This is a genomic window from Flavihumibacter sp. UBA7668 (genome assembly GCF_002483205.1).
In the GTDB taxonomy this organism is placed as follows: Bacteria; Bacteroidota; Bacteroidia; order Chitinophagales; family Chitinophagaceae; genus Flavihumibacter.
This window is the reverse complement of sequence record NZ_DLHM01000004.1, coordinates 287,129-310,425: the sequence shown is the minus strand read 5'-3', so window position 1 is coordinate 310,425 and position 23,297 is coordinate 287,129. Positions and strand designations below refer to the sequence as shown.

Annotated in this window: 13 protein-coding genes; 1 reads left to right on the top strand and 12 read right to left on the bottom strand. The window is 42.4% G+C overall.

The window, feature by feature from the left end; genetic code table 11:
* Window positions 1-10: 10 nt before the first annotated feature.
* On the top strand, window positions 11-922 hold the full coding sequence (locus tag B2746_RS09455; protein WP_290792677.1) for a bestrophin family protein: 912 nt from the start codon (window positions 11-13) through the stop codon (window positions 920-922).
* Between the two features lies 1 nt (window position 923).
* Here B2746_RS09455 and B2746_RS09450 read toward each other — a convergent pair whose 3' ends face one another.
* From B2746_RS09450 to B2746_RS09395, 12 genes are all read right to left on the bottom strand, one after another.
* A complete protein-coding gene (locus tag B2746_RS09450; protein ID WP_290792675.1) occupies window positions 924-2,900 on the bottom strand; it encodes a S9 family peptidase in 1,977 nt (658 codons plus the stop codon).
* Between the two features lie 33 nt (window positions 2,901-2,933).
* Window positions 2,934-4,016: a calcium:proton antiporter gene (locus B2746_RS09445; RefSeq protein WP_290792673.1), complete on the bottom strand. Its 1,083-nt coding sequence runs from the start codon at window positions 4,014-4,016 to the stop codon at window positions 2,934-2,936.
* A gap of 83 nt (window positions 4,017-4,099) precedes the next feature.
* Window positions 4,100-7,903: a DNA-directed RNA polymerase subunit beta gene (gene rpoB, locus B2746_RS09440; RefSeq protein WP_290792671.1), complete on the bottom strand. Its 3,804-nt coding sequence runs from the start codon at window positions 7,901-7,903 to the stop codon at window positions 4,100-4,102.
* A 188-nt stretch (window positions 7,904-8,091) separates the two neighbouring features.
* Complete coding sequence (locus B2746_RS09435) at window positions 8,092-9,396, bottom strand: vanadium-dependent haloperoxidase (protein WP_290792668.1); 1,305 nt, start codon at window positions 9,394-9,396, stop codon at window positions 8,092-8,094.
* On the bottom strand, window positions 9,396-12,746 hold the full coding sequence (locus B2746_RS09430; protein ID WP_290792666.1) for a VCBS repeat-containing protein: 3,351 nt from the start codon (window positions 12,744-12,746) through the stop codon (window positions 9,396-9,398). The genes B2746_RS09435 and B2746_RS09430 overlap by 1 nt, the downstream gene beginning before the upstream one ends.
* 34 nt (window positions 12,747-12,780) lie before the next feature.
* A complete protein-coding gene (locus B2746_RS09425; protein WP_290792664.1) occupies window positions 12,781-14,103 on the bottom strand; it encodes a c-type cytochrome in 1,323 nt (440 codons plus the stop codon).
* 13 nt (window positions 14,104-14,116) lie between these two features.
* The gene (locus B2746_RS09420) at window positions 14,117-14,710 is read right to left on the bottom strand and encodes a redoxin domain-containing protein (protein WP_290792662.1); all 594 of its coding nucleotides are present in this window, start codon (window positions 14,708-14,710) and stop codon (window positions 14,117-14,119) included.
* 92 nt (window positions 14,711-14,802) lie between these two features.
* Complete coding sequence (locus B2746_RS09415; RefSeq protein WP_290792660.1) at window positions 14,803-16,389, bottom strand: SusD/RagB family nutrient-binding outer membrane lipoprotein; 1,587 nt, start codon at window positions 16,387-16,389, stop codon at window positions 14,803-14,805.
* 24 nt (window positions 16,390-16,413) lie between these two features.
* The gene (locus tag B2746_RS09410) at window positions 16,414-19,791 is read right to left on the bottom strand and encodes a SusC/RagA family TonB-linked outer membrane protein (protein WP_290792658.1); all 3,378 of its coding nucleotides are present in this window, start codon (window positions 19,789-19,791) and stop codon (window positions 16,414-16,416) included.
* 17 nt (window positions 19,792-19,808) lie between these two features.
* Window positions 19,809-21,032, bottom strand: coding sequence for an ROK family protein (locus B2746_RS09405; RefSeq protein ID WP_290792655.1), 1,224 nt, complete (start codon window positions 21,030-21,032; stop codon window positions 19,809-19,811).
* 231 nt (window positions 21,033-21,263) lie between these two features.
* On the bottom strand, window positions 21,264-22,559 hold the full coding sequence (locus tag B2746_RS09400) for an ABC transporter permease (protein WP_290792652.1): 1,296 nt from the start codon (window positions 22,557-22,559) through the stop codon (window positions 21,264-21,266).
* 1 nt (window position 22,560) lies between these two features.
* A complete protein-coding gene (locus tag B2746_RS09395; RefSeq protein ID WP_290792649.1) occupies window positions 22,561-23,295 on the bottom strand; it encodes an ABC transporter ATP-binding protein in 735 nt (244 codons plus the stop codon).
* Window positions 23,296-23,297 lie beyond the last annotated feature (2 nt).

Here is a 23,297-nt window from a genome sequence, read left to right as displayed (position 1 = left end):
ACCGGATCACATGTTATTAAGAAAAAATATTCCGTTCTCTTATGTGTTGGGGAAAATAAAAACAGAGCTTCTGTTAATCACGATTTATGCAATTGTGATTGCGGTTTTATATGAAAACTATCATATTACCCGGATTTCCATTCCAATTGCCGTTCCAACGATTCTTGGAACCATCATTTCTCTATTGCTGGGTTTCAGAAGCAACCAGGCCTATGATCGCTGGTGGGAAGCGCGGCATATCTGGGGAGCTATTGTCAATGACTCCAGATCATTATCCAGACAGGTAATCAGTTTTACCAGCAATTTATATGAGGATGAAAATATTCAACGTTTCAGGCAACGTTTGATTAACCGGCAGATTGCCTGGAACTATGCACTGGGACAATCGCTACGCAAAAAATCAGCTTTAAAAGGATTGGATAAATGGATTTCCAAAAAAGACTATGAATATGCAGAGGGCTTTGATAATGTACCGGCTGCCTTATTGGACCTTCATTCACGCGATATAAAAGTTTCGTTGGACAAAGGCTGGATCAATACCTATCAGCATGTTGAACTGGATAGAACAATCAGCCGGTTATGTGATTGCATGGGCAAATGTGAACGAATTAAGAATACTGTATTTCCTGTAACCTACAGCTTATATATACATTTCTCCCTGTTGTTGTTTATTGCTTTACTTCCATTTGGAGTAATCCAGTATTTTGGCATGTTTGAAGTGCCACTCGTTGTTGCGATTTCTGCATCCTTCCTTCTTATTGAAAAGATGGCCATTCACCTGCAGGATCCGTTTGAAAATAAGCCTACAGACACCCCTATGACCAGCATTGCCGCAGGTATTGAAAAGAACCTGAAACAAATGCTGGCCGAAGAAGTGCCTGAGCAGGAACTTGTTCCTGAACAGAAATATTTCATGATGTAACCTATTTCAGATAGGTATTGTACCAGGCTATATGTCTGTTGAGCCGATCGATCTGGTAACTTGGAACCGAAATACCATGGTATTGTTTCGGGTAGATTATCAGTGAGGTAGGAATTCCAACCGATTTAAACGCCTGGTACATTTGTTCTGCGCCTGTTACAGGTACATTAAAATCACTTTCACTTGCCATAAAGAGTGTGGGTGTTTTTATTTTATCAACCTTAAAAAAAGGATAGGACAATGCCAGCCATTTTTCGCGATTTTTCCAGGGGACCCCTAATTCGGTTTCATATTGCGAGATATATTGATCACTTCCATATAGACTAAATTGCAATGCGCTTCCTGCACCGCTTACGGCCGCTTTGAAACGGGTATCCGTTGCAATGGTGTAGTTGGTCGTTATACCACCATAACTCCAGCCACCGAGCCCCAAACGCTCAGGATCTGCAATTCCGGCAGCCATCAAATGATTGGCTGCTCCTATTACATCCATTACTTCCTTATTCCCCCAGTCTCCATAAATAGCCCGAATAAAATTAACGCCCCTTCCACTGCTGCCTCTATAGTTAACCGCAGCTACTGCATAGCCTGCTGCAGCATATACCATTCTGGTCATATCAAAATCAAATTCATCCTGTGCAACCGGTCCGCCGTGAATAAAAATAACCAGCGGAAGCTTTTCTCCGGGTTGATGGGTATGTGGCTTGTATAAGATACCGGACACTTTTGCACCATCTTTACTGGTGGATTGAAATCCTTCAACAATTGGCAATTGCAAGGGGGCCAGAAAGCTATCCTGATGATGTGTCAGCTGGCGAAACTCCCTGCCTTCGAATGCAAATAATTCTGCAGGCAGGGCGGGTGTACTTCTTACAGCAAGAACAGCATTTCGCTTTGAATTATATTCCATTCCATACATACTGTGATCACCGGAACTAAGCGTTTCATTTACACCTGAACTAGCGTTTATACGGATTAGCTGCACTCTACGATCGTCTTCCATCAACGCCAACAGAGACGCTCCATCTGCTTCCCATCGGATATTTTGTACAGGACGGTCAAGTTTGGTAGTAAGCAGTTTTGATTTTTTATCCGAAACCGAAATCACTCCCAATATAGAATGACCATACATGGTAAATGCATCATCGCTTGAACTTTGCAGATAAGCGATCTGTTTGCTATCCGGGCTAAATTCAGGGCGACTGTCAGATCCTTTCCAGGTGGTAAGTGGTTCGGCTATTGCACCTGACTTTAATTCCATCAGAAAAATATCAGTGTTATCGTTTTTATCAGGAACCGGACTACGGTTACTAACGAAGGCCAGTAATTTTCCATCTGGAGAAATGGCTGGTTGGGTTTCTGAATAAATGCCTCTTGTAAGTGTATCCAGTTTTTCTGAACGGATATCAAAAAGGTAAAGATGGGTAGCGGCACTATCCAGGTATCCTTCCCGGTCCTGTTTAAACTGGTAACGGTTAATAACATAAGGCTTCCTAATTTTAGTGGAAGCACTGTCTGAATAATCCGGATCCTGGATACTCATTACCAGTTTTTGGCCATCAGGGGTCCATTCATATTCACTTATGGATCCTTTTATCTTAGTTATCTTTTTCGGCTCTCCACCTTTGGTTGGCAGCAGATAAAGCTGGCTATGCGCATCGCCTCCTCTTGATGCAAGAAAGGAAATATAATTTCCATCCGGACTCCATTTAGGAGCTGATTCACCGGAAGCATCGTAGGTAAGTTGCCAATTCTCCTTTCCATCCCAACTGCTGATCCATAGATCTGAAGAGGATTTATCTTTTGCACTGTCAACTGATCTTACCTGATAAACAATCCAGTTTCCATCAGGTGAAACCTGCGGACCGGATACTGTTTTCATTCTATAGATATCATTCGGCTGAATTGGTCTTTTGGATTGAGCAAATGCAAAAGCTGTGCATGCTATAGCCAAAAGAAGTGTGGTTACTCTTTTCATATATTAAACGGAATAGGGGAAATTACGAATTGCTCAGGGAAAAACAGTAACAAAGAGATAAACAAAAAACAGAAGCACCAGTACAATCCCCTGTAAGATATTGGTACGTCCGGTTCGCAGAGACATCATAACGATCAGCAGTGATAAGAGCAGTAATACAGAAGATTTTGCATCAATCCCCAGGACCAGATCAAAGTTCATCAGTATGGAAACACCGGCAACCACGGGGATGGTTAATCCAATACTCGCCAATGCGGATCCCAATGCCAGGTTTAAGCTTGTTTGCAACCTGTTATTGATTGCAGCACGATAGGCTGCCAGTCCTTCGGGCATGAGTACTACCATTGCAATAATAATTCCAACCAGACTTTTTGGTGCGCCCAAATCAGAAACAGTGGATTCAATAACAGGTGATAAAGACTTACCCAGGAGCACAACTGCAACCAAAGACAGCAGCAGCAATACCAATGAAATCAATGTTTCCTGTGTGCCCGGAGGTGGTGCATGCACTTCACTGTTTTCTTCCCCAATTGCCGGCAGAAAATAATCGCGGTGTCGTACGGTTTGAACAAATACAAAACTTAAATAAATGACCAGGGTAACGATACCAACAAATATCAACTGGGTAGATGAATAACTTGGTCCGGTTTGGGTGGTGGTGAAATTAGGTAATACCATTGTTAGAAAGCAAATCGTGACCAACGCAACCAGTCCGGCACTCATTCCATCCAGACCGAAACTTTGCTCCTTGTGACGCATGCCTCCAACCAGTAAACAAATCCCTGTAATAGCATTAAGGATGATCATAACGGCAGCAAAAATGGTATCGCGGGCAAGTGTTTCGGATCCTGGTCCCCCTGCCATAATAAGCGAAACAATCAAGGCCACTTCAATGGTGGTTACAGCAATTGCGAGCACCAGTGTTCCATAAGGTTCGCCCACTTTATGTGCCACCACTTCTGCATGGTGAACCGCAACTAATACGGCACTGATCAATCCTCCAATTAATATGAGATTATACCAGGCAGGATAGGTTTCAGGTTTCAAAAAATAAAATAGCAATGCCAGGAAAGGAACGAAGAATGTCCAATTACGTATCAACCTAATAAATTCCATACCTGATTTTTTTGCTGTTACCCAATATAAAGCAAAAGAGGGTACCATTTGGTACCCTCTTTAAAATTTATAACCCTATTGTCTTAATCGAATTTGAGATCTAAACCAAGACCTCTCAATTCATGAATCAATACGTTGAATGATTCAGGAACACCGGCTCTTGGAATATTGTCACCTTTAACGATGGCCTCATAAGTCTTAGCCCGACCAATGATATCATCTGATTTAATGGTTAACAATTCCTGCAGGATATTGGATGCACCATATGCTTCCAGTGCCCACACTTCCATTTCACCGAAACGCTGGCCACCGAACTGTGCTTTACCACCCAGCGGCTGTTGTGTGATAAGAGAGTATGGTCCGATAGAACGTGCGTGCATTTTATCATCCACCATGTGGTGCAGCTTGATCATATAAATGATACCCACTGTTGCTTTCTGGTGGAAGCGATCGCCTGTTTCACCATCATACAGATATGTGTGCCCCATCATAGGAATACCTGCTTCCTGGCAATGTGCTTCAATTTCGTCTGTTGATGCACCGTCAAAAATTGGTGTTGCGAAACGAACATTCAGCTTTTCACCTGCCCAGCCAAGTACAGTTTCGTAAATCTGTCCGAGGTTCATACGGGAAGGTACACCAAGCGGGTTCAGTACGATATCAACCGGCTCCCCGTTTTCGAGGAATGGCATATCTTCTGCACGTACAATCTTGGCAACGATACCTTTGTTACCATGGCGACCGGCCATTTTATCTCCCACTTTCAGCTTCCGCTTAACAGCGAGATAAACTTTCGCCAGTTTCAATACACCAGCAGGCAATTCATCACCGATACTGATATTGAATTTTTCGCGCTTATAACGACCCAGTTCTTCGTTGTACTTGATGCTGTAGTTATGCAACAGAATATTAATCTGGCTATCGATTTTTTCATCACCAGACCAGCCAAGCGGATTGATATTCAGGAAGTCAAGTCCCGCCAGATTTTTGGCAGTGAATTTCGCTCCTTTTCCAATCTGCATTTCACCGAAATTATTGCTAACACCGGCAGATGGCTTTTCCTTTAACAGGGTTTGTAATTTGCTGAGCAATACTTCCTGGAGATCTGCTGTATTTTTCTCGTGCACTTTTTCTACTTTCTCCAATGCTGCTTTCTCACGAACTTTTGCATTCTTATCTTTCTTCGCACGCTGGAAAAGTTTTTTATCAATTACCACCCCTTCCACACCGTTTGGTGCTTTCAGAGAGGCATCTTTTGCATCACCGGCTTTATCACCGAAGATGGCACGAAGCAGTTTTTCTTCCGGTGTAGGATCGCTTTCACCTTTAGGTGTGATCTTACCGATCAGGATATCACCTTCTTTTACCTGGGCACCGATGCGGATTATACCGTGCTCATCGAGGTCTTTGGTAGCTTCTTCTGAAACGTTTGGAATATCCGGAGTCAGTTCTTCTTCACCCAGTTTGGTATCACGAACTTCCAGTTCATATTCAGAGATATGAATAGAAGTGAATAAATCTTCGCGAACTACTTTTTCGTTGATTACGATCGCATCTTCAAAGTTGTATCCTTTCCATGGCATGAAGGCCACTTTCAGGTTACGACCCAGTGCAATTTCACCACCCTGAACCGCATATCCTTCTGTCAGAAAATCTCCTTCTTTCACCTGCTGGCCTTTCTTAACGGCAGGCTTGAGGGTAATGGAAGTTTCCTGGTTGGTCTTCTGGTATTTGGTCAGTTTATAGATGATCAGGTCTTCTTCGAAGCTTACCAGACGCTGTTCGTCGTTCCGATCGTAGCGGATATGTATTTCATTACCATCAACGTATTCTACCACTCCATTTCCTTCAGAAAGAATCTGAACACGCGCATCGCGGGCAGCTTTCGCTTCCAAACCGGTACCAACGATGGGAACCTGTGGTTTGATAAGCGGTACAGCCTGACGTTGCATGTTTGATCCCATCAGGGCACGGTTGGCATCATCATGCTCAAGGAATGGAATCAGGGAAGCTGACAAACCAACAATCTGGTTTGGTGCAACGTCCATGTATTCAACCTCTGTTTTATCGAGAATCGGGAAATCACCTGTTTCACGGCTGGTGATTTTCTCATCAGCGAACTCACCATTTGCAGCAAGCGGAGTATTTGCCTGGGCAATTTTAGCAGTATCTTCTTCTTCAGCACTCAGGAAGGTCAATTCCTTCATGTTTACTTTACCATTCTCTACTTTACGGTAAGGTGTTTCAATAAAGCCCATCTCATTGATCTTTGCGTGGACGCAAAGCGTTGAGATCAGACCAATGTTCGGACCTTCCGGAGTTTCGATGGTACACAGACGACCGTAGTGAGAATAGTGTACGTCACGAACCTCAAAGCCTGCACGCTCCCGGCTCAAACCACCTGGTCCGAGTGCTGAAATACGACGCTTGTGCGTGATTTCAGAAAGCGGGTTGGTTTGGTCAAGGAACTGCGACAACTGGCTGGTTCCAAAGAAAGAGTTGATAACAGAAGACAGGGTACGCGCATTGATCAGATCAACCGGCGTAAATACTTCGTTATCTCGAACATTCATACGCTCGCGGATGGTACGGGCCATACGAGCCAGACCAACACCGAATTGCGCATACAACTGCTCACCCACGGTACGAACCCGACGGTTACTCAGGTGATCGATGTCATCGATCTCAGCTTTACCATTGGTTAAACGTACCAGGTATTTGATAATCTCAATGATATCTTCCTTGGTCAAAACTTTATGATCAAGTGGATATTCGAGGTTCAGTTTACGGTTGATTTTGTAACGACCAACTTCTCCAAGATCATATCTCTTGTCGGAGAAGAAGAGTTTGTCGATGATACCACGTGCTGTTTCATCATCAGGCGCATCCGCTCCGCGTAACTGGCGGTAGATATGCTGAACCGCTTCCAGTTCACTGTTGGATGTATCCTTGTTAAGGGTATTGTAGATGATTGCATAATCACCGCCCACATCTTCCCTTTGCAGGAATACGCTCTTTACATCCATATCCACGATCACGTCAATCGCTTCTTCATCCAGGATGGTATCACGCTCCATTACTACCTCGTTCCGCTCGATGGAAACCACCTCACCTGTGTCTTCATCCACGAAATCTTCTACCCAGGTACGAAGTACACGGGCAGCCAGCTTTTTGCCAAGGTATTTATCAAGTGCTTTCTTTTCTCCTTTTACTTCATCGGCCATACCGAAAAGTTCAAGGATATCTTTATCCGTTTCGAAGCCAATAGAACGCAACAAAGTAGTTACAGGGAACTTCTTTTTACGATCGATGTAGGCATACATCACGTTATTGATATCGGTAGCAAATTCCATCCAGGCTCCTTTGAAAGGAATTACCCGGGCAGAATAGATTTTGGTACCATTCGGGTGGATGGACTGGCCAAAGAAAACGCCAGGTGAACGGTGCAATTGGGAAACAACTACACGCTCTGCTCCATTAATTACAAAGGTACCACGAGGGGTCATGTACGGAATGTTTCCAAGGAAAACATCCTGTACAATGGTCTGGAAATCCACGTGCTCTTCGTCGTTACAACTAAGACGCAACTTGGCTTTCAATGGAACTGCGTAGGTAAGTCCGCGCTCCATACACTCTTCAATTGTGTAACGGGGAGGATCGATAAAATAATCGAGGAACTCCAGCACGAAAATATTTCTGGTATCGGTGATCGGAAAGTTTTCCTTAAACACCTTAAACAGACCTTCGTTGTTCCGCTTGTCGGGAGTGGTTTCTAATTGAAAGAAGTCTTTAAACGATTGAATCTGCACTTCCAGCAGGTCAGGAGCTTCAGCGAGGTGTTTGATCTTACCAAAGTTGATCCTGGTGTTCTGTTTAGTTGAAGACATATGTATTTTAAACCGGTTTTAAAGTCTTATGCACTGATTTTAAGGAATTTACAATTAAATGGCCATATTGTAAGATTCCCTGATAGCTATCCGAATATAGTAAAACGGACGGCAAAGGTAATTGAAATAATTCAAAAGGCAAAAGCCAAAAGTTAAAAGTTGGAGCACTCCACTGCTATTGGCCTACCCTATAAATTCAGGCGCAGGATAACCTGTTCACCTACCCTTCGGCCCTGAATCAGGCCGTTTTCAATGGCGGGGCGGTAATGGATGCCTCCATACAGGCGGGATATGGCCGCTTCTTCACTTGCTTTCAAAAAAGAAGGGAAACTCCGGTCGGGTAAGCCATAGGGACGCTCGGTATTGTCAACAAATGAAAAATTATCGCCATATATTTTGGTCAGAACAGTAGCTGCTGCAGAGGAGACCACACTATGACCGCTTGGATATTCAGGAAAAGGGGGTGTTTGCAGTATTGGCCTCCAGGATTCACTGATATGACTATTGATATAGGTTTCAGGGCGAATCAGCTGGCTATTGTATTTCTCTTCCCAGCAACTGATAAAGGCATCAAAAATGGCAATGGCGGTAAGGGTGTATGCCCTGGCTGCCTGTTGAATAGAAGCATTCCGCATACTACTGGCCAGTCCGGCTATCTGCATCCAATGTCCGCCGGGGGAGATTTTTTTGGTGGCAAAATTCAGGTGCCCCTGCATGGTGATATGAAAGGGATTACAGTCCCAAAATGCAGCAATCGCTTTTTGTTCATCCGTCAGTGAAGAGCAAACAGTGAAAACTTCCAGTGCTTCCTTATAAAATGCAGAACCCGGCTCTATAGAAAATGCTGTTATCTGAACTGGCCGAAAAGCAGCTGAACTATCCAATGTAAGGCAACGGATCATTTTCCAGTTGGGTTCCACTGCCGCCATATAACCGGGAGGAGTTGGCAGCCAGGTTCCGGGCGTTTTCTTTAACTGGTAACGACGGATACTCCTGGTTTCCTTGTAGCGATCGCGACCGGCCCATGCCAGAATGCTATCCGCAACATATTTACCTGCTGCAAGGGATGCAGTAAGCTTTTTGTCGGCTTTTCTTTTTGTAACTTCTTCCTTTATCAGTACCTGCATCGAATCAGAAAATTGTTGCTCTGAAAAAAGCAATTGCCGGCCGGTAATCCGAAATGCTTCCAATGCTGCCAGCACCGGATCTATGTTTTTTTGCAGGACTGGAACACCTGCCCATCCGGGAAGCCGTCCACCCATCGAGGGAATTCCTGCCTTCTTATCGGAAGCGAGGGTTTCGTAGGCAGCTAAATGAGCGTACACATAAATCCGGCTGGCTACAGGCGGAGAAAAGATGTCATGCACCATTACATCCGTCAGTAGTTGCTGGGCCTTGTACAATGGGTTCGCGTCCATCCTGTTTTCTACTTGAGAAAATCCGGTGGCATAGCAACCGAACAGAAAACAAAAAAGAACTTGTACTGCTCTCATTACTGATTAATTTTTATTACCTGAACCGGACCGTTATTAGAAACAACAATCAACAGAGGCTGTTTGGATGATTTGTTTAAGAGGGCTGTCTTTCTAACATCTCCGTAAAGAAAAGTACCGGTTTGCATAGGTGAAACAGGCATAAATTTACGATTCTCCAAACCCTGAAGCAATAGTCCGGCACTGGCATCTGACTGGCCGAATTGAACGCGATAGGCTTCAAAATTACCAGCCAGATAAAGATCTTTTTTGCCATCCTGGTTCCAGTCAACAATCTGTACTGACTGCAAAGAAGAAACCTGCGCTTCAACAGGAAGCGGATCAAATTTCCAGGGTTGTTTTCCTTCATTCCAAAGAATACCCGAAGAAAGGTTGTTTACCTTATGCCTACTCATATTTTTTCTGCGGCCTGCAGGAATGATATCCTCTACAGTAACATCTGCGTAGTTTTTATAATAGACAAATTTCTTTCTGAGCGGTACGACCTGTTCCAATAGTTCATCGCGGGAAGCTGCCGGATAGGATTTGCCTCCTATGTAATAAGTCAGTAAAGGATCCGGAGTTCCGTTCTGATCAATATCTGTGGTGAATAATTCCACCGGTTCTTTTTCACTTGCTTTGAATTGCAGATTGGTTCCGGCATTGCCCAGAATAAAATCCGGATCTCCATCTCCATCCAGGTCTTCGGAAGTGATGGAGCGCCACCAGCCATATAAATTCACTGGAAGGATGGCATTACCGGGAGCCAGCTTCCCCTTGTTATTCTCGATAATCTGCAAACTCATCCAGTCGCCGGCCAGTATTAATTCCGGATAATCATCTTTATTAATGTCTGTCCATGTTGCTGCGGTATTAGCACCGGGTTGTAAAAGGAAAGCATATTCCGATGTGATATCAGTAAATTTCAGTTTGTCCTTTTGACTATCATTGCGAAGCAAATAGGAACGTGCTGCCATTGGATATGCACCCGGAACATACATCCCTCCTACCCAGAGATCGAGATCGCCATCTTTATCAAAATCTGCTATAGCCAGCCCCTGTTTAGGAGATAACATGGATGGAAGTGCGTCCGTCATTTTCTGAAATCCGCCCTTGCTGTCATTGATGTATAAACGATCCTGATATTCGGGTGATCCTTCTCCATATTCGTTTCCTCCACTCACCACATAAAGATCCATATCACCATCGCCATCCGCATCAAAGAAAGCTGCCTGTACATCTTCGAAATCCTGATCCACGGACCATGGCCCCTGCAGAAGTTCAAATTTTGCATTGGGTTTTTGCAGATATAAAACAGCCGACTGGCCAATCGGTGCTCCAATAAAAACATCGTCTAATCCATCTCCGTTTACATCGGCGCTGGCCAATGCCGGTCCCATTCGTGATAACATATACGGTAGCAGCGTTTCATCCTTAAAATCAATAAAATCATTTTCTTTATGACGGAAGGAAAGTCGGGCTGAACTACTGATATCTTCCATCCATTTTTTGGCAGGCAGGGCAATGGCCGGAGCTTGTTTTACAGAAGCTTCTGGAATAGCAAATGAATGAAGTTTATTTAATTCAGGTTTCGGATGCAAGGTGACCTGCTGATCGGGCCATTGGATTTTTATGGTGTCTATTTTTGTATTTTCAGACACACCAAAAACCAGGCGATAAGATTGAGAGGACTGATACCCTCGCACCGGAAACAGTTCCTGCATTTGTCGAGTTCCATTGGAGCAAATCAATTCGACCTTTGAGCCAATTGCAAAAAGATTCGGTTTATTGCCTTTCAATTCTATTGCTATATGGTCTGATTTTCGGGATGCTGTTGCTGTATTTTCAAAAAGTTGAACGGGATCATTATTGTTTACAACCACCAGGTCCAGGTCACCGTCATTATCAAGATCAGCATACACCGCAGCATTTGAAATAGCAGGTTGCTGCATGCCCCATTCCGCAGATTTGTTAGAGAAGGTTAAATCGCCGTTGTTTCTAAATAAATAATTATTGAGTTTATTGGAGGGCATTTTTTGTACGAGTGCATGGGTTTGAAATTTCTGGTGACCGTTTTTCGCTGCTTCAACTCTTGCATCGGCCACAGTATATTTCATGAAATCCATATCCGTATAATCACGTAAATAACCATTGCTTACAAAGGCATCTTTCCATCCGTCCAGATCAAAATCGGCGAATAAACCCGACCAGCTCCAATCGGTATTCGACAATCCCGCCAACTGTCCAATTTCAGAAAAGCGAAGGTTTCCGTTCTGATCAATTCCCTGATTCAATTGGAGCATATTGCGCATCTGCTGTTTATAATAACCACTATCCCAGAGAAGGTGATATTGGTCATATTCATCAGGCCCCTTTAGCATTTTCTGCCGGTGATTATCCTCCGGCAGCATATCAAGCGTAAACAAATCGAGCCATCCATCATTGTTGATATCAGCAATATCAGCGCCCATTGAATACTTGGAAATATGCGACATGGATTTTTCCACCTGCTCAGAAAAGGTTCCGTTCTTTTTGTTGATATACAGGCAATCTTTTTCTGTATAGTCGCTTGTTGTGTAGAGATCAGGCCAGCCATCGTTATTCAAATCACTTACGGTAACACTCAGACCAAAATTCAATGCATGATTGATAATACCTGCTTTCAGCGTATTATCTTCATAACTGGCAATTCCATTTTTACTACCATTGTTTCTAAAAAACCGATTGCCAAAAGCATAGTTAGGTGTCGCCCGGATTTTTCTTGTATTCAGAAATGGATTATAAGTATGATTGGAATGATTCAGCAGAAACATATCCAGGTCTCCGTCCAGATCATAATCAAAAAATACGGCCTGTGTGGATTGTGTGCCGGGTGCATCGAGTCCGAACTCAACTGCTCTTTCCCGGAAGCTTGGCTTTCCATCTTTAACGCCTTCATTGATAAACAATTCATTTCTTAATTGTAGGGAGTCATCATATTTTCCCGAATGGCAGACATAAATATCCAGTCGGCCATCACCGTTTACATCCGCTACACTTACACCGGTAGACCATGTTCCATTACCTGCAACACCTGCTGTTCCGGTAATGTCTTCAAATTGGAGTCCTCCTTTATTCAGAAAGAGTTTATTGGGAACCAGGTTGCCGGAGAAAAAAAGATCCTGCAATCCATCCTGATTAAAGTCACCAACCCCAACTCCTGAACCATTGTATAAATATTCATAACGGAAGACATGCAGGCTATCTGTTTCTGTAATCGTATTGATGAATTGTAATCCACTTTTTTGCGGATCAATTTGTTTAAACAGCGCCTGGACAGATTGGGCATGCGTGTTGTTTACAATCAACAGCAGACTGTAAATAACAAACATTCTTATCAGAATTAAACAACGCACTTATTTGAGATTAGTCAAGGTTAATTTTTTCATCTCCTTGTTTGTAGGGAGTGAAGATCATCATGAGGGTCATCATTTCATCGGTGGTTTTCATATCGCCCTGGGAGAAAATGGTTTTAGGCGGACTGTTTGGATTGAAAGGATTATCGGCAGTGTTATCATACTCACATTCCAGCCGAACCACCGAACCTTTCGGAATTTTAACCGGTGAACGGAACTGATAAATTTCCTGCCAGCGAAAATCCCAGTTGGGAATATTGACAAGGCGGATGGTATCACCGCCCTGGGTAAGCGCATAGGCTTTAAAAGATTTACCAATCAGGTGCATATGAGGCCACACATGTAAGAGTGATTGATCTTCACTTGGGTTGGTTACCTCGAGTGTGAATTTTTGTTTCTCGTTCGCCTTGATATAAAAAATGGGTTCGATCTGGCGTTCACCTATACCGCCTGATCCGAAACTCACTACTTTAACCGGACGTTTAACCGGTGTCTTTTTGAAGAAAAGATTGACACCGCCTTTAAACAGTTCATCCACTGCAATCGGACTAAAATGTACGGTCATAAGTATTACGCCGCGTTTGGGAAGGATCCATCCAAAATCCTGCGGATAGGCTTCGTAGCGGGCGCCGGGGATCCATCCGCCATAATAGGTTATTGTACGACGGTAGGGTTGATACTGGTCAAATTTCCTGCGATCGTCGAAGGTCAGGTTAATCAGTTTATGTGATTTGTACAAATCAATTTTTTCGTCGGGAACGGAATGAATGGCATAATTCACATGGTGTACCAGGGATTTATTATTGGCTACAAATTCAATGGCTTCTATATTGAAGGAATCGCTTAATTCAAAGGGAAGTTTGAAGATGACAAATTGTTCTACATTCCCTCCGATAACGGGAAAGCTGTCTTCGATTTGAAGAGTAAGGTCAGGTTTGCGATGATAGGCAGTGCCGGAAATTATTGGCTGCGAAGCGGTCTTGTTGTTCTTTGATGGTTTTCCCTGAGGAGCACCATTATCGACCCAGCTTACAATTTTGGAGATATCCGTTTGTGACAAGGAACGGTCATTGGCGAAATGTACATAACTGTTATCAGCTTTCCAGGGTGGCATATAGCCGCTTTGAACTACCTCCTTAACGAATTTGGAACGTTTGGCTACATCCTGATAAGAGGTAAGCGTAAAGGGGCCTGCTTCTCCGGGTTTGTGACAGGGGGTGCAGTTCAAGGTAATGATAGGTTCTATGTCGTCTGTCCAGGTATAGGCTTGCGCATGGGCAGAGAGTTGGATTATCAGCAAAAAGATCAAAGCAGTTAAAAAATTCTTACACATATTCATAGCAGCATTAAAATTCGTTAATCAGACAGCCCACAGGTTGGTTTATTTTTTGCGTTACAGGAATGTTTGACTGTGTTTGCCTGATGGCATCTCTCAGGTATTCTCTGGAAGCTTTGGTTCTTTTTTTTCCAAGCTCAACAGCCCAATCATCTATTGCGCCCCGATAAATAAGAGAAGCTTTGTCTGTCATCAAAACCACTTCAGGTGTTATTGTTGCTTCGACAGCTTTTACCACAGTCATTTTTTCATCCACAACTAAAGGAAAACTCAGTTTATATTTTGCAGCAAACTGCTGGATTTCTTTTTTTGAAAACGTGGTACCGGGAATAATCCCAATAGCCTGGATTTGATCCGAATAATCATTGGCGAGTTGTTGGATAACAACTGCATAATTTTTACTTAAAGGACATTCCGGAGAAAGGAAAACCAGCAGTGTCCATTTGTTCTGCTGCAGAATTCCGGCATTGTAAGGAAGGTTAACCGCTTTAGCAGAAAATCTATTCAATGCATCTTCATCAAAGGGACCAAGAAGCCCCTGCGCCTGCAATGCATGCATGGAGGTTAACAGTAAAAACAGTAATCCCAAACACATTTTCCTCATAACTCAAAGTACAAAAATTTAACGGACCAAACTGCTCTAAAAGAATAAAACCCCGGATCCATTGGACCGGGGTTTTATATAGTTGATAATCATTATTGTTTATCCCACCAAACGCGACCAAAAGCATCGCCAGGACCACTTCCGTATTCCGGATCGGAACCCATTTGTTCGAAGGCAGCCGCCTGATTTTCAAACAACAAACTCGTTGTAGGTAATGGCGAAAGAGACGCCCTTCTTGGCAAAGGAAGAGTAGCTCCATTTGATTTCAATTCAGACCAGGCGAGAACAGAAGTTGTATTTGGGAACCCTGTTCTTTTCCACCAAGCCCAGGCTTCCATTGGATTTCTGTAGAAATCAAGGTAAGCCTGAACAGCAATCAACTCCGTAGCTTTAGCAGGGTCATACTTAACTCCCACTTCCTCATAATAGGCATCCTTCTCGCTTGCAGTAACTTCAACGTAGTCAGGAATTTTTGCCAATTTGGCTTGCTGATTATACAAATCGATAGAGGCCATAATTCCATTTTTATACCATACTTCAGCATCTGATCCTGCAATCCCTCTTGCCGCAAGATCCGCCCTGATAAAGCAATATTCTGCATAAGTTAAAACAGGGAAAAATGCTGAACCGTCACCTGCAGTACCATAACTGTGATTTGGGGTAAAAATGCGATGTTGCAGTTCAGAAAAAGAGCTGTCTTCCTGATAAAGAGCTGCATTTGCGGGAATTTTTGAATCATCCGGACTAGTCCAACTCCCTACATATTCCTGATCTGCATTTACTCTGTAAAATATTCTAAGTCTTGGATCATCTTTAGCATTCATAAAATCAACAACCGGCTTACCTGCAAGAAATCCACTGGGGTTCCAGTTGCCAGTTGCATTTGCATAAGAAGGCCCAGCTTTAAGCATCCATGAATCACTAATGGAAGCCATTTGATCAGGGTCTGCAAATACTTCATTTGCAATGGCAGTCAATTTTGCCACATCCCTTTTCATTAATCGCATTCCTATTTTTAAACGTAATGCATTACCCGCTTTTATCCAGTTAGTAACATTCCCATTGAAAAATGGATCATTATTACCCAATGCAACCTGATTTGCCGAATTTGCTTTTAAGGAGGCAACCGCCCCTTTGATTAAATTATCAGTTTGGGTGAAAATTTCCTGCTGCGAGTCATATTTTGGTGTAATTGTCCCACCATAACGTGCCTGGAAAGCTTCAGAAAACGGAATACTGCCATTTATATCGCTAACATAAAAAACATAATAAGAAAGCAGGATTTCACTAACAGCTTTAATTTGAGCATGTGAAGCTTTTTCTTCATCAGGCATCTTATCAATTATCTCAATAGCATCCATTAACGCTACTCCTACATTACCATAAAAGTTGCCATATCGATAATTAAACTGAGCACTCGGTAAATTAAAGTTGGCACCGTTACCAGCCGAAGGCGTCGTATACTGTAACCAATAATTTAATTTTCTATAAACATCATAATAGTACTCAAAATCATTGGCAATAGAAATTGAACCTCTGAGAAACTGATCCTGAGGATTAACCTCGTATAATGTCGTAGGTGCAATGTTTGCTGCAACAAATTTATCCTTATTACAGGAGGTTGTAACCATTGTTCCAGCTAACAGAAGACCTATGGAAATATTTTTTAAATTTTTCATTTCTTTTACAAGTTTAAATTAAACTTAGAAGGTAGCATTTACATTAAAACCCAGGCTTCTTACCCATGGATAGCCACCATATTCAGCAAAAGCTGCAGCTCTGTTGCTATAGATAGATTCTGGATTAATTCCGTCTTTAGTTGTAGTATATAGATATCCAAGGTTACGACCAGTGATTCCTACTCTTAAGGAATTCATTTTAACCTTATTAACCAGAGATTTTGGAAGATTATACCCAATTGAAACTTCTCTTACAGCAACCCATGAATTTTCAAAAACTGAGTATTCACGAATACCTGAAGCCCACTGAGATAAATTCTCATAATAAGCGTATGCAGGTATAGGCTTTAGCAAACCTTGTTTTATTGCTTCATCATAGGTCATTCCACCCAGATCAACTAAATCTCCAGAAGCGTTTGTAGCTGTCAAACCATCAGCCAGTACGCCTTGAGGAATAATTCCGTCATTTCGTGTAACACCATTCCCATCTACATATGATACACCACCTGATTCCTGGTCACGCCCAAACAAAGAGTTTTTTAATGACCCGTTGGCAGATCCATACTGGTGAGTAGCTGATGCCATCAAACCACCGATTTTTGCATCCAATTGAACATTCAATACAAAATTCTTATAATTCAATGTTTGAACAGTACTTGCCAGATACTTTTCCATTATGCTTCCGAGAACTTTTCTGGTGCCATCGTAATCCTGCTGACGCATAAAACTATAATATCCACCAGTAGAACCAAAACTCGGTGTTCCAATTACTCTTTGACCATTTGAAGGATGCGCAACAGGCTGACCATTAGCATCTCTTTTTTGATAGGTGGCAAATGCAAACCCTGTTTCTACAGTTCCATAGTCTCCACCTGCAACAGCTTTGGCTACTACATCTGCACCAAATGCCAACTCCAGATCAATGGAATTAACTCCTTCTGCAATTGAAATAATTTTGTTACGGTTTCTAGTAAACGTAATTGTAGAGTTCCAGGTCAAATTTTTAGTTCTGATTGGCGTTGCTGTAAGCAACACTTCAATTCCCTGATTTTGTACGTTACCTCCATTTACAATTCTGGAACTTATTCCACTTTCTGATGGAGCTGATAACGGGAAAATTTGGTTGTAAGTATTCTTTTTATACCATGCTATATCCAAACCAAGGCGGTTGTTAAAGAACCTTACATCGGCACCGAATTCTAATTCACGGGTTAATTGATTCTTTAGAGTTAGATTACCTAAGGTATTTCCATCAAATCCATAAACAGACTGATTTCCATTTCCTGCATTGTTAAAAGTACCAACTAAACCATAAAAACCGGTACGGTTTGTAAGTTGAGGATCTGTATCAAGACCACTCCACGAAATAGCGCCTCTTAACTTACCAAAAGAAAGTGCTGAGAAGTTCTTAACAGCTTCCATTTCGGAAAATACCCAGGACAACCCGACACTTGGATAAAAATAGGAATTACTTCCACTCCCATCGCGATATGTAAGTGTAGATGACCAATCATTACGTGCACTAAAATTTAATATCAATTGGTCTCTCCAAGAGACATCTCCATATGCATAAATTGCATCAGTTCTTCTACCAGCTGCTGGATTAGCAGCGGTTTGTGCAGGATTTATTGAATTATTTATAGCAAATAGACCTGGAATTTTCAACCCTCCGCTAGTGTATGAATTATTATACATTCCTCCAATATTGCGAAAAGTTTCCCCTCCCACTGAAAGAGATGTGCTAAAATTATCAGACAACTCTTTCTGTGCATTTAAAAGCCCCTGAATCCGGAAAGTTTGCCAGTTATTTTGTGAAATTTCATAGGCACCACCTGCAAAACCAACACCACTTCCCAGCTGTTTTCTTTCATAGAAATCAGTATAGTAATTGGTATTTGTTCTAACTAATGCACTCAGCCAGGAATTGATTTTAATATTCAGATCAATATTTGCCAGGATATTGTTTTCCGTTCTTTCACGATTATCTTCATATAATCCAAAGAATAATGAACCTAACCTATATGGGTCGTTCAAGTTAGCATTTTGACTTCCCAGATATCCTCCTGCTGTTTCGTTGATATAGTTCTCAGCATAATATCCAATATCCACATGCCTTGGCATATAATATGTAAATGCAAAAAGCGGGTTATTTCTACTACCCTGGCGAACAGGATTCTTTGATTTTGTATTAGTATAATTTACACTTGCATCCAATGAAACTGCATTTGATACTTTATGTGTAGCCCTTAATGTGAAACTGTTTCTTTTCAAATCATTATTAGGCATTATACTGGTATTGAACAAATTACTATAAGACAAACGGAAGGTGGTTTTCTCATTTCCGCCTTCAACTGCAACGTTCGAATTTATGAACTTGCCAGTACGGAAATAATCAAGCGGGTTGTTTGCTTCATATTTAATCATTCTTCCATCAGCTTCTTTAACCATACCGCCATCAAACTTTGGCCCAAAAGAATATCCGCCAGAAAAATAGGCAGCATTGGCAACATCGATCAGTCGGTTACCCTCTGCATCCGTTTCAAATGTTGGATATATACCACCACCATATTGATTTTGCAGATCTACCAATCGATACGCTTTATCAAATGACTCGGTATGTGAAAAACTAAGACCCAGTCCTTTTTTTGCTGAACCTTTTTTCGTAGTAATTAATAGAACGCCACTTTGTGCTTTTGAACCATACAATGCACTTGCAGCAGCTCCTTTCAAAACTGTAACACTCTCGTAATCGTCCGGATTAAGGTTTTTCATGATGTTCCCAAAGTCCGGATTTTCTCCCCATGAATCATTTCCGGTTGTGCCTGGTTCAATAAGGATACCATCCAATACTACTAGTGGATTTGAGTTGTTACTAGAGAATGAAGTATTTCCACGAATACGAATTCGTGAACTGGATTGTGGACCGCTAGCACCCTGATTAATCATGACACCAGCAACTTTTCCCTGTAATGCATTAATTACATTTGCATTATTGGCTCGGGTTAATTCCTCTCCTTTTACTTCTGTAATGGCATAGGATAATTTACGTGTTTGCTTTTTAACACCGAACCCTGTTACCACAACTTCATCCAGGCTTTTATCATCCTTTTGCAGCTTAACTAAAATTTCATTTTTTCCAATTGTAGAAACTTCCTGGGACAAATACCCAATGGCACTGAAAACTAGTGTCCCTTCATTTGATAAGCTAATCAGGAAACCACCCTGGGCATCAGTAGCACCACCAGTTCGGGATCCTTTAATTACAAATGTTGCTCCTGAGATTGGAGCTCCTTCTTCATTTTGAACAGTACCTGTTACTGTTCTCTTTTGCTGAGCAAAGGCGTATGCCGAGAATACGCTCAGGAATAATAGCAAAAGCATTCGAACCGTTGTTCTTTTCATTGCAGTTGAGTTTATGATTAATTATAAATTCCGAAGGTTTGTGGCTGGATATTTCCCAGACGTTTGGTTTTTTTGTGCACTTCCCGGTCATAATGTTCCATTACAAGGGCAGCTGCACCATAGAGTTCATCTTTAATTCCCACTGAAGAAATTTCAATGGCCGTGTGTTCAGCCAATCGGGGTATGGAATGTTCATTGATCGCCTGTTGAATTGGAGCACTCCATAATTTTCCTGCAGCCGCTCCCCGCCCACTCAGGATAATCAGCTCGGGATTCAGGATATGGATCAGGATAGCAAGTCCCCTTCCTATATTATAGCCTATTTCAGAAATCAATTCGATACAGAATTTATCACCCTTTAATGCCATGCGGATGATTGCATTGCAGGCTTCTTCCGGATTGGAAACAGTGATTGCAGGAAGATTAGTTATCTTTCCCTGCTCAATCCCTTTGATAGCTTTTTCCACCAACACCAATAAGGATGCTTCCGTTTCCAGGCATCCGGTTTTTCCGCAACTGCATAATTTGTTGCTGCTGAAAATGGGGATATGACTGAATTCCCCTGCAAACCCATTATTGCCCCGGAACAATTCACCATTCAATACCATTCCCAACCCAATACCCCAGCTGATATTCACGACCATTACATTCCGCTTGTCTCTTGCTGCTCCAAAACGATATTCAGCCAATGCTACCAGGCTGGAATCATTGTCGATGAAAACAGGTAAATGCAGCCGATCCTGCAGCAACTTTTGCAAACTTTCATTCTCCGAGCGGAAAAATGAATAATTGATTCCTTTCTCCAGATCAATAAAACCGGGCATTCCAATACCTATGCCAATAATCCGTGATATATCCAGACCCGATGCCTGAATATGTTTTTCTATCAGATTACACAGAATGTTCAGTGCTTCCGGTTCACTACCCAAATTCAGTTCATGCCGCTCAATAGGCGTCACAAACGCATGATCCATGGTGAGAATCCCTATTCTGGTAAATAACTGGTCCATTGCAACTGATACGATATAACCAAAGTTTTTATCCAGTGAATACAACATGGGACGGCGCCCCCCTTTTGAAGGGGCAAATCCCAATTCCACCACATCGCCAGCCCCCTTCATCTCACTCAACAGTTTATTCGTAACCGGTAAGCTGCGATGAATCCGCTCGGATAAATCCGTGCCGGAAAGCTTTTTACCGAAATAAAGCTGTTTAATAATCCTTCTCTTAATCGAACTCATGCAGTGGTTACTTATACCTAAAAAATCAGAGCCTTAACCGAATTTTTAACAAATTAGGAATACTTCCTTAAATATTAACAAAAGCATATCAATATTTTAATAATTCTTGTCTAGTTATTTTATTATTACTGATTATTAACCAAACAATACTAATTATTAACTCCTATTGAGGGGAAAATTGAAGAAGCAGTGCTTTGCACCAAAGCCATTTTAAAAAAAGATGGGAATTGATTAGCGCCGGCGACGGGATTCAATAATTCCGGCGAAGAAGACAAAGAGTGCCGCAAACAAGAGCAGCACCAGCAGTTTTTTCCAGATACTCAGGATGGAGCCATCCCGAAGAAAAAGATCATTGATGGAATCCAACGCCCAATACAGAGGTGATAGTTGAGCAAGCTCTTGCAATCCGGCAGGCAGGATCTCTACCGGAACCCAGATCCCGCCAATGGCTGATAAAATTACAATAGAGATGGCACCAAAAGGAAGTGCCTGGTTCGGCGTTTGAAAAACGATGCCAATTAAAACGCCATACGCCGTTGCCGTAGTGGCCACAACCAATACCGTTGTCAGGATACTGCCATAGGCTGATCCAATTTGGAGAGAGGGCAATCCCAGTAAGGGCATCAAAAAAGACCCGGCGGCCAGCATCACAAAAAATTGCAATACACCCAATACCACATAAAAACTCAATTTTCCAAGCAGAATATGGAAATAGGAACCAGGTATCATTTTAATCCGCATCAGACTACCATCTTCGCGTTCCCGAATGGCATTTCCTGCAATCGGGATGATTATAAAAAATAAACCAAATAAGGCCCAGGCCGGCACATTGTGCTGAACGGAGTTGGTATTCAGGTTTACTCCATTCTTCTTTCCTGCAGCTTCTTCTTTTATACTTACCACGTTTAATTTCTCCTGCAGATTGAGTTTGGGCAAATTGGAACTGTCAGTTGCCTGCTCATCCACTCTGTCTTCCAGTCGCGCTAATATGATTTCTGCCTGAACCCTGGTTACCTGTTTTTCCAGTGCATTCAGTATGGATAGTTTCATCGCCTGTTTGGTTACCGGATCAAACAGAATCTGCAGCTCAACTTTTCTGCTTTCGCGCTGCGGCAGTTTTCCGGGAGCACCCATTTTACTGCCCAATTCATTGGCAACCTGATTAGCACTATTGGCTACTTCAGCAGATACCCCTTCCGGTACTATCACGGCCATTTTATATGTTCCTTTCTGCACCAGTTCTTTTACTTTTTGAGTGGTGAGCGGAGCACCATCTAATTCCCTTATCAATCGAAACTGAGGAATGGAATCAAATCCCTCTCCCAATTGACGCGCCATTTTCCCACCGTCCTCGTCCACCCATAATAGTTCAAAGCGGATATCCTGGTATTCCCGAAAGGGTGCATCCTGAATCAAGGCCATCAAAACCGTTAGAGCCAGCGGCATCAGAAACAACAGCGCCATCCCTGCCAGATCTTTGGCAAATAACCTGCTCTCATTTATAAAAGTGGCGATGATTTTTCTCATATCAATCCCGAAGACTGCTTCCTGTTAATTGTAAAAATACCTGCTCCAGACTTCCTGCCTGCTGGTTCTGCATCAATTCCTTTGGCCTTCCCTGCACAACCAGTTGGCCATGATCAATTATAGCGATTTCATCACATAATTGCTGGGCCTCTTCAAGTAAATGGGAAGTGTAAACAATTCCATGTCCCATTTGATGGTATTCCTGCAGAAACTGTAAGATCATATTACGGGATTGTACATCCACGCCGGCCGTGGGTTCATCCAGTATCAATAATTCCGGTTCATGCAAAAGCGACGCAATAATATTAGCTCTTCTTTTCATTCCACCGGAATAATAACGGATCGCTTTCTGCGCACTTTTTTCCAATCCGAAAATTTGCAAATAATGTGTAATACGCGATTTTAAAACGGAGGAAGACAGGCCATATAATTTCCCGATATACTGAAAATTTTCAACTGCGGTAAGTGTGGGATATAATGCAATTGACTGTGGCACTACACCTATTCTCTTTTTAATTGCTTCTGCATCCTTTATAACATCGAGTCCAAGTAAACTGGCAGCTCCACTATCTGCTTTCACCAATCCACACAAAATGGAAATGGTGGTTGTTTTACCGGCACCATTAGGCCCCAGCAAACCAGCTATACAGGTAGTTGAAAAAGAGAGTGAGAGACCCCTTAGAGATGGTTCCACCGCATTCTTATAGGTTTTTTCCAGGTGCTGTATTTGGAGCATGT